General features: G+C 49.7%; 7 protein-coding genes. 2 read left to right on the top strand and 5 right to left on the bottom strand.

Annotation, left to right across the window (positions count from 1 at the left end; all coding sequences use genetic code 11):
- Both VB712_RS15760 and VB712_RS15755 read right to left on the bottom strand, forming a co-directional pair.
- Positions 1 to 196 (bottom strand): hypothetical protein (locus tag VB712_RS15760; protein ID WP_323256418.1); only part of this gene is annotated, 196 nt, incomplete at its 3' end.
- Positions 193 to 771 (bottom strand): antibiotic biosynthesis monooxygenase, encoded by a 579-nt coding sequence (locus VB712_RS15755; RefSeq protein WP_323256415.1) that lies wholly within the window; start codon positions 769 to 771, stop codon positions 193 to 195. The genes VB712_RS15755 and VB712_RS15760, both read right to left, overlap by 4 nt.
- Positions 772 to 943: 172 nt before the next feature.
- Between VB712_RS15755 and VB712_RS15750 the strand changes: the two genes are divergently transcribed.
- The gene (locus VB712_RS15750; protein ID WP_323256412.1) at positions 944 to 1,855 is read left to right on the top strand and encodes a branched-chain amino acid transaminase; all 912 of its coding nucleotides are present in this window, start codon (positions 944 to 946) and stop codon (positions 1,853 to 1,855) included.
- 162 nt (positions 1,856 to 2,017) lie between these two features.
- The gene (locus tag VB712_RS15745; protein ID WP_323256410.1) at positions 2,018 to 3,070 is read left to right on the top strand and encodes an acyltransferase; all 1,053 of its coding nucleotides are present in this window, start codon (positions 2,018 to 2,020) and stop codon (positions 3,068 to 3,070) included.
- A gap of 57 nt (positions 3,071 to 3,127) precedes the next feature.
- Here the strand turns inward: VB712_RS15745 and VB712_RS15740 are convergent, their stop codons facing one another.
- From VB712_RS15740 to fba, 3 genes are all read right to left on the bottom strand, one after another.
- Positions 3,128 to 4,993 carry a hypothetical protein gene (locus tag VB712_RS15740; protein WP_323256408.1) on the bottom strand — a complete coding sequence of 622 codons (1,866 nt, stop codon included), beginning with the start codon at positions 4,991 to 4,993 and terminating at the stop codon, positions 3,128 to 3,130.
- Between the two features lie 2 nt (positions 4,994 to 4,995).
- Entirely contained in the window at positions 4,996 to 6,327 is a 1,332-nt protein-coding gene (locus VB712_RS15735; protein ID WP_323256405.1) for a histidine phosphatase family protein, read from the bottom strand.
- A gap of 146 nt (positions 6,328 to 6,473) precedes the next feature.
- On the bottom strand, positions 6,474 to 7,553 hold the full coding sequence (gene fba / locus VB712_RS15730; RefSeq protein ID WP_323256403.1) for a class II fructose-bisphosphate aldolase: 1,080 nt from the start codon (positions 7,551 to 7,553) through the stop codon (positions 6,474 to 6,476).
- Positions 7,554 to 7,675: the final 122 nt, after the last annotated feature.

The raw sequence follows: 7,675 nt of genomic DNA, 5'->3' as shown, positions 1-7,675 counted from the left end.
ACCCCGCCATCCCCCCCCCCGCCGAGAGGTATTCCCCCAAGGCCCCGGAAAAAATCAAGGCCCCGTAGGAAATGGCCCGAATCACGCCGATTAACCCCGTCACCAACCCGGCGGTAATACTGGGGATCAAAATATTCGGTTGGAGGGTGGGAAAGGGGGCAGCGGTTTGGGTTTGGGGGAGGGAAGGGGAGGTCATGGTTTGGGGGAGGGGGGGTAGAGCCAGCGATCGCACCAGGCCGTCAACCAGGGCATGACGGGATAGGCCATTAGGGCAGAAACAAACGTGACGGAAATCAGCAGTGCGAGGCGGGGAGGCAGAAAACGAAAGAAGGGATCAATCACCTGACCCGCCAGCAAAATTAAGGGATACACCGCCACCACCCCGATAATCACCTTTTTGTAATAGGCGGGCTGAGGCCCGTTGTAGGGGTGATGGCGATGGAGATTAAACCAAATTTCTAAGCCTTGGGGCTGGTCTTGGTAGATGCGATCCATAATGAGGGGGCGCGATCGCTCCACCCAAGTCTGATAGGTGTCAGACTGCATCCATTGCCGCAGGTGGTCATAGCTGGCAAATTTGACAATCACCACATATTCCGGATAGTGGGAATCGCGGGGGCGAATAATATCCACCCCTAAAAACCCCGGTGCATTCCGTGCGGCGCTATTAATGCCCTTGCTCCAAATTTCATATTCTGGAATGCGATCGCGCTCGACAATCTCCGCAATCACCAGAGTGACAGGACTAGGGTCAGAAGCGTCAGAGACCATGGATTCCAGGGTAAAGGAGGGATGAGAGAGGCGATCGCGGCAGATTGAGCAATGGTACAGGATTGCGAATTCCCTCTCCCCATTTTACCCGCCTCTGCCCATCGCAACGCTATACAGGCTACAGAAGATTGGGCTATACTGAGTGACCAATCCGCCGCCGTTTGCTTGAATCATGCACAACTTTTTGCCCACCGCTTACCTGCAAGGCCAGTTCGTCCCCTTCAAAGACGCAAACATCTCCATTGCCACCCATGCCCTCCACTACGGAACCGGGGCCTTCGGCGGCCTGCGGGGCTTACCGGATCCCAACAACCCCCGGCAAATTCTCCTCTTTCGCCTCGATCGCCACTGCCAACGCCTCAGCCAAAGCGCCAAATTTCTCCACTTCGATCTCCCCGCCGCCAAAATTGAGCAGGTGATCACCGAATTTGTTCAAAAAAATCATCCCACCGTCCCCTTTTATATCCGCCCCCTCGTCTACACCTCCGACCTCGGCATTGCCCCCCGTCTCCACAACATCGAAAAAGACTTTTTCGTCTACGGCTTAGAACTGGGCGATTACCTCTCCCCCGATGGCGTGACCTGCCGGATCAGTTCTTGGTATCGCCAGGAAGACCGCAGCCTCCCCCTCCGGGGCAAAATCAGCGGCGCTTATATCACCTCTTCGTTAGCGAAAACCGAGGCGGTGGAATCTGGCTTTGATGAAGCCATTTTAATGAATTCCCAAGGCAAAGTCTGCGAAGCCTCCGGAATGAATATTTTCCTGATCCGTAACGGTCAACTGATCACCCCCAGCTACGATCAAGACATCCTCGAAGGCATCACCCGCGCCAGCGTGATCACTTTGGCTCAGGATATGGGTTTAACAGTGATTGAGCGCCAAGTGGATAAATCGGAGCTATTCATCGCCGATGAAGTGTTTCTCAGTGGTACCGCTGCCAAAATTGCCCCCATCAAACAAATCGAAAACTACCACCTTCCGGTAGAAAAACCAATTACGCAAAAACTGCAAGCCAAGTTAATCGCCATCACCGAAAACCGTGATTCTGATTATCAAGATTGGGTCTTTAAAATTCCCCTTTAAATTTACAACCCTACTCAGGCGATCGCAATTTCTCCACCCATGGGGTACAGTCTACTAAAGCCAATCCCCCTTTATTAATTCAGTAATCGATCACGAATCAACATAGGGGCGAAAAATTTTTCGCCCCTATTCATTATCTTTCAGATGATCAGTCACAAACCGATGAGCATCAATAATCGCGTTTTAACTTTTGATTTTATGCGGGCTTTAGGGATTATTATTATCCTTTTACATCACTTACCCGAATATACTTTCAATTACTACAATCTTAACTTTTTGGGAATTCCCCTCAATCTCTCCCCTCTCAATGAACTTAATCGTTATTTAGGATTGGGTTTATTTATTTTTCTATCGGGCTACTTACTCAATCTTAAAAAACCTAGATTTAATACTCTTGAATCGGCAAAAACTTTTTTACAAAAACGGTTTATGCGTATTTTTCCCCTCTATTATCTTGCACTACTTTTCTTTTTCTATATCCATGATTTTTGGAACCCTCTTCATATTGGCATTTATCTTTTAGGACTTCAAGGAATTATCAATGCACCGATTCCATCACCATTGCCCACATTATGGTTTATCGGCTTACTGGTTGCTTATTACAGTTTTTTCGTCCTCTTAATGGCTAAAAAATGGACAGAAACTCAACAAATTATCTTGGCTTTATCTAGTGGAATCGGCATCTTTATCATTAATCAATTTTTCCCAGTCGCCGACTTTCGATTAATTTTGTATATTTGGGTATTTCTTTTAGGTATTTACAGCGCAGAGTACAATATCTTTCAAACCAAAGTTTGGCTTAAATTCGGCGGATTAACCGTTCCGCTATTTGTAAGCACATTACTGATCCTTTTTCACATTGAATCTCAACAATCCATCGTGATTGAGTATTTACCTGGGTATCTACTGATTAATTTTTTAATGGTGACGTTTATTTTAAGCCTTTATTATTGCGCTGAACGCTTTTGTCAAAAATTTCAACTACCACCCTGGGTAATGTCAATATCCTATAGTTCCTATTGTGTTTACCTGTTCCACCGCCCCTTACTTTGGTTCATGGATGGTCTATTACATAAAGTTTTGGGAGACAACAATGAGCGATTAATTTTTTCATTACTGTTGACCGTAGGTATAGGCATTATTTTTATTGCTGCTCATTTACTGCAAAGCATTTATGATTCCTACGGTTTACCCTACCTCTCCGGGAAAAAGTAGGGGCGAAAAATTTTTCGCCCCTCCGCCTATTAATTTCGCAACCGGATTCCATATTAATTACTTTAAATGATCCTCAGGTTCATAGAGATGAATGCCGGAATTAGGCATGATGCCTTGATCGCTGGGGGGTTGCCAATGGTGTACAAAAGAACCCCAAGGGGTTGCGAGTTTGGGTTGAGGTTCTAGGGTAATTTGGATCATTCCACAGGGGCGAAATTCCTCCTGATTCTCAAGCCCTTGGGAAGAATTTTCAACCAACACATGGTGAAATTGGGGCAGGGTGGGAAATCTTGATCGACTCAAGGCCCAAAAGGGATATTCCCAATCATCTTCTCCGAGTTTTAAGCCCAGGCGATCGCACCCCTGCCCCGCCAAATAATCCATCGTTTCTTGATAAGCATGGCGATAGGGTAACATCATGAAATATTGCCCCTCGCGGGGGATGTTAAAAATATTTTGGCTGGAAAAAACGGGTTTGGTATCACTCCAAAATAGCCACAAGCTGGAAAAGATGAGCAAAAACATCGCCACAAAGAAAGAGAGACGTGGCTGAACATAGGCTTCTAGGGCAGAGCCGATGAGGGGGGCGATCGCCACAAACAAGGGCAGATGTAAACGACTATGCCAGACCTGCCATTGTAGCAATCCTGAAAACAGCACAAAGCTACCCACAATCCCCAAACCATAGCGGATCATCTGCCAAGCAATCCGACGATCATTGAGCGATTTACCACAACTGATCTTAAACAGTAATAGGCTGAAAATTGTGAGGATTAAATACAAATGGAGGGGGTTGCCAGCGTCAGCCTCGGAGGTAGAAAAATGTGTCGTAAATGGAGAGCCTTGCCAGTTGAGCCGGGGATCATCGGCAGAAATGCCTAAAATGTGGTGTAATGCGGTGATTAATTGATTAACGAGGGGTACGGTGTTATAGGAAATGGGCAAATGCAAAGCAATATTCTTACTGAAATTTGATAAAACCGCGATGGGTGTGGATAGACTATTGATTAATTGATGGTCTCCTGTCGCAAAGGGAGAACCAAACAGTTGCCAATTGCGGAGATAGTGGCCCCCAGGAATCAGTAAAGGCAAGCCTGCAAATAAGCCCAGGGGAGTCGCTAAACTGCGCCGATGTTTCCACAATAATGCCAAAATCCAAGGCAGGGCAAAAAGATAACCCGTACTTTTAGTGAGGAATAGGAAACCAAGGCTAGCACTGAGCTTGAGTAAAATTCTCGCGGTGGGCCGAGGTTGTCGCCCAATAATCAGCGTGAAATAAATCACACACAGGAGCCAAAAACCACAAAGATAATCATTTTTGGTGCTCGTAGCTTGGAGGATGCCCATGGGCAGCGTGGCGGCAAAGACAACGCTGTAAAGTTGTCCTTTTAAACCGGCTCCTAACTGGTGGGCAATTAAAGAAATGGCGATGAAACTGCCTACCATGCTGCCCCATTGAACAAAATTGAGCAGAAAATCCCCCCCACCCAAAGCATAGAGGTGGAGCATGGCGTATTCTGCGCCGGGAGCTTGATAGAGTTGCCGTAAATTAGCGGTGGGGTAGTGGGCTAAACTGTCCTGCTGGAGCCAGTGCATGATCCGGGGCAGGTGGTAGCTCATGGAATCCCAGGTATTGGGAGGGGCAACCCCGGCAATCACCGCCAGCATGAGCGCAATCAGAGCCACGCCACCGAGCAACACCTGATCCTCTAGCCGCCAACCCCGGAATGGGAGGGGAAATCGCAGGAGAAACCCCCGATTTTGCCAACCATAACCGATCAATCCCAACAGAAAGAGGCCCCAAGCTGCGGCAATACCTCCCCTATTCAGTTGATGGATCAGGCTTAACCCTTCTGTTGTTAGCACCAACCAAGCCCAAACCCAAAGGGCCAGATCAAGGCTAGCCTGCCGCCAAGCTCTCACCCCTACAACGCCCCGGCCGCTGTGGTATCCAAAATCCCAGAGCCTAAATAGGTGGTGAGGTTGAGGGTTTGGATGATCGGTTCACTGCTCGCCCCTTGGGGATAATCAATCACCGTGACCGCCCCATTGCCCTGCTTAATCGCCCAAATATCCTGAGGTGCTAACCCTAACAACGCACAGAGAATACATTTATTCACGGCATCATGGGCCACCACGAGGAGCGTTTTCGCCTCCCCGCTACTGTAGCGCTCCACCATCGCATCCCAGGCGGTCATCACCCGATCCCACACCTGTTGGAGATTTTCCCCCTCTGGCATTTGCACGGTTGCCGGGGCGGTTTTCCATTGGGCCAGCAAACCTGGATAGGCCGCCTCAATTTCCGTTTCTAACTTGCCTTCCCATAAACCATGGCCAATTTCACAAAACTGCGGCTCTAAGGCTAATGCAACGCCGGGATGGTGTTCAAGAATAATCTCGGCGGTTTCCTTGGGGCGGAGCATCGGGCTGCTCACCGCTGCGTCAATCTGTACGGTTTTTAAATAATCGGCGGCTTTACCCCCTTGGGCGCGGCCGTTGTCATTGAGGGGAATATCTTGAATCCCTTGGAAACGACCCTCACGATTCCAATCCGTTTCCCCATGGCGCACAAGGAGGATGCGGAGTTGATTGTGGGGGGGGCGGGGGTCGGGGAGGACAATACCCATGTGGGAGAGTTGATTGAGGGATTCCGCTTGGACGGGATCCCCCCAGCCACCGCTGAAGTTGAGGATATTAATGCAGCAGTTGGACTGTTGAATGGATTGATAACGGGCTGCATCCATGCCTAGGGCGCTCATGATTAGGCAGCGATTGATGCCATTGTGGGCGACGATCAGCACTGTTTCCCCTTGATGTTTTTGGAGGAGGGTTTGCCAAAAGCTTTGGGATTGGGTGTAGAGCGATCGCACCGGATAATGAGCCTCCCCATTGACCATCATCGAAAATTCACCGGGGCGATCGTGCCATTGTCGATAGCCTTCCGGGTCTTGGGCCAAAACCGCTTCCCGGCTCAAACCTTCCCAGAGCGGTAGATCGACTTCAAGGAGTTGAGGAGAAGGCGTGCGGGGACAATCGAGGTGGAGATGTGTAGCGATGATCTCAGCGGTTTGGGCAGCCCGTTGGAGGGGGCTATGGTAGAGAGCAGCAATGTCCACCCCTCCCAACGCCGCCGCCACCCGTGCCGCTTGCACTTTGCCCTTTTCCGTCAAGACCGAATCATCACACCGCCCTTGAATGCGTTTTTGAGCATTGTAGGTACTCTGCCCATGGCGCACAATAATCACTCGTGTCGTCACGCTCCCTTCTCCCTCATCGTTACTTTAAGGCGTTCATTTGAAAATTTGAGTTGGCAATGTTGGCAATGTTGGCAATAAAGAGGGGAGCGATCGGTGATAGCGTACCTATCACCCGCTCCCCTTCGGGGTTTACCGGACTTTAAACCCTACACGCCCACCGCGCTTTTCACCGTGGCAGTCAATTCACCCGAAGCATACTTCTTGGCGAAATCATCCAGGGTGATTTGCTTGATCTTGGTGGCATTACCCGCTGCACCAAACTGTTGATAGCGCTCAGAGCACACTTGTTTCATGTACTTGATCGAGGGCTTCATGAAGTGGCGGGGGTCAAAGTTGGACGGATCTTTCATCGCCGCTTCGCGGATCGCCGCCGTGATAGCTAAACGGTTATCGGTGTCAATGTTCACCTTCCGCACGCCGCTCTTGATCCCTTTTTGGATTTCCTCAACGGGAACACCATAGGTTTCAGGAATCTTACCGCCGTATTGGTTGATCATGTCTAACCACTCTTGGGGAACGGAGGAAGACCCGTGCATCACCAAATGAGTGTTGGGCAGACGGCTGTGGATTTCTTCAATGCGGCTGATGGCCAACACTTCGCCCGTGGGTTTGCGGGTGAACTTATAAGCACCGTGGCTGGTACCAATGGCAACCGCTAAGGCATCCACTTGGGTTTGCTCCACAAAGGCCACCGCTTCATCGGGATCGGTGAGCAATTGGTCTTTGCTGAGAGTCCCTTCAAAGCCGTGACCATCTTCCGCTTCACCGGCTCCGGTTTCCAAAGAACCGAGACAACCCAGTTCCCCTTCCACACTGGCCCCAACAGAGTGAGCCACTTTCACCACTTCAGCAGTCACACTGACGTTGTATTCAAAGCTAGCGGGGGTTTTCGCATCAGCTTCGAGGGAACCATCCATCATCACACTGGTGAAACCATTGCGAATCGCAGAGTAGCAAGTTGCCGGGCTGTTGCCGTGGTCTTGGTGCATCACCACGGGGATATGAGGATAGGTTTCCACCGCTGCCAAGACGAGGTGACGCAGGAAGTTTTCCCCCGCGTAGCTGCGGGCACCACGGGACGCTTGCAGAATCACGGGGCTGTTGGTTTCATCTGCCGCTTGCATGATCGACAGAATTTGCTCCATGTTGTTGACGTTGTATGCCGGAATACCATAGCCGTTTTCAGCGGCGTGATCCAACAGTAGCCGCATGGGTACGAGCGCCATAAATGATCCTCCTATCGTTTTTCTTTATGTAAAAATCGCGTTTGCTTCTCACGCTGAACGCAATTATGAACGGAATCTTAAGTTAGTTTACCAGAGGATCAAATCTTTTTGCCAAGACGGCG

This window comes from Spirulina sp. CCNP1310 (assembly GCF_034932185.1).
GTDB lineage: Bacteria > Cyanobacteriota > Cyanobacteriia > Cyanobacteriales > Spirulinaceae > Spirulina.
Note: the sequence above shows the minus strand (reverse complement) of the source record. Positions and strands in the feature narration are given on the sequence as shown.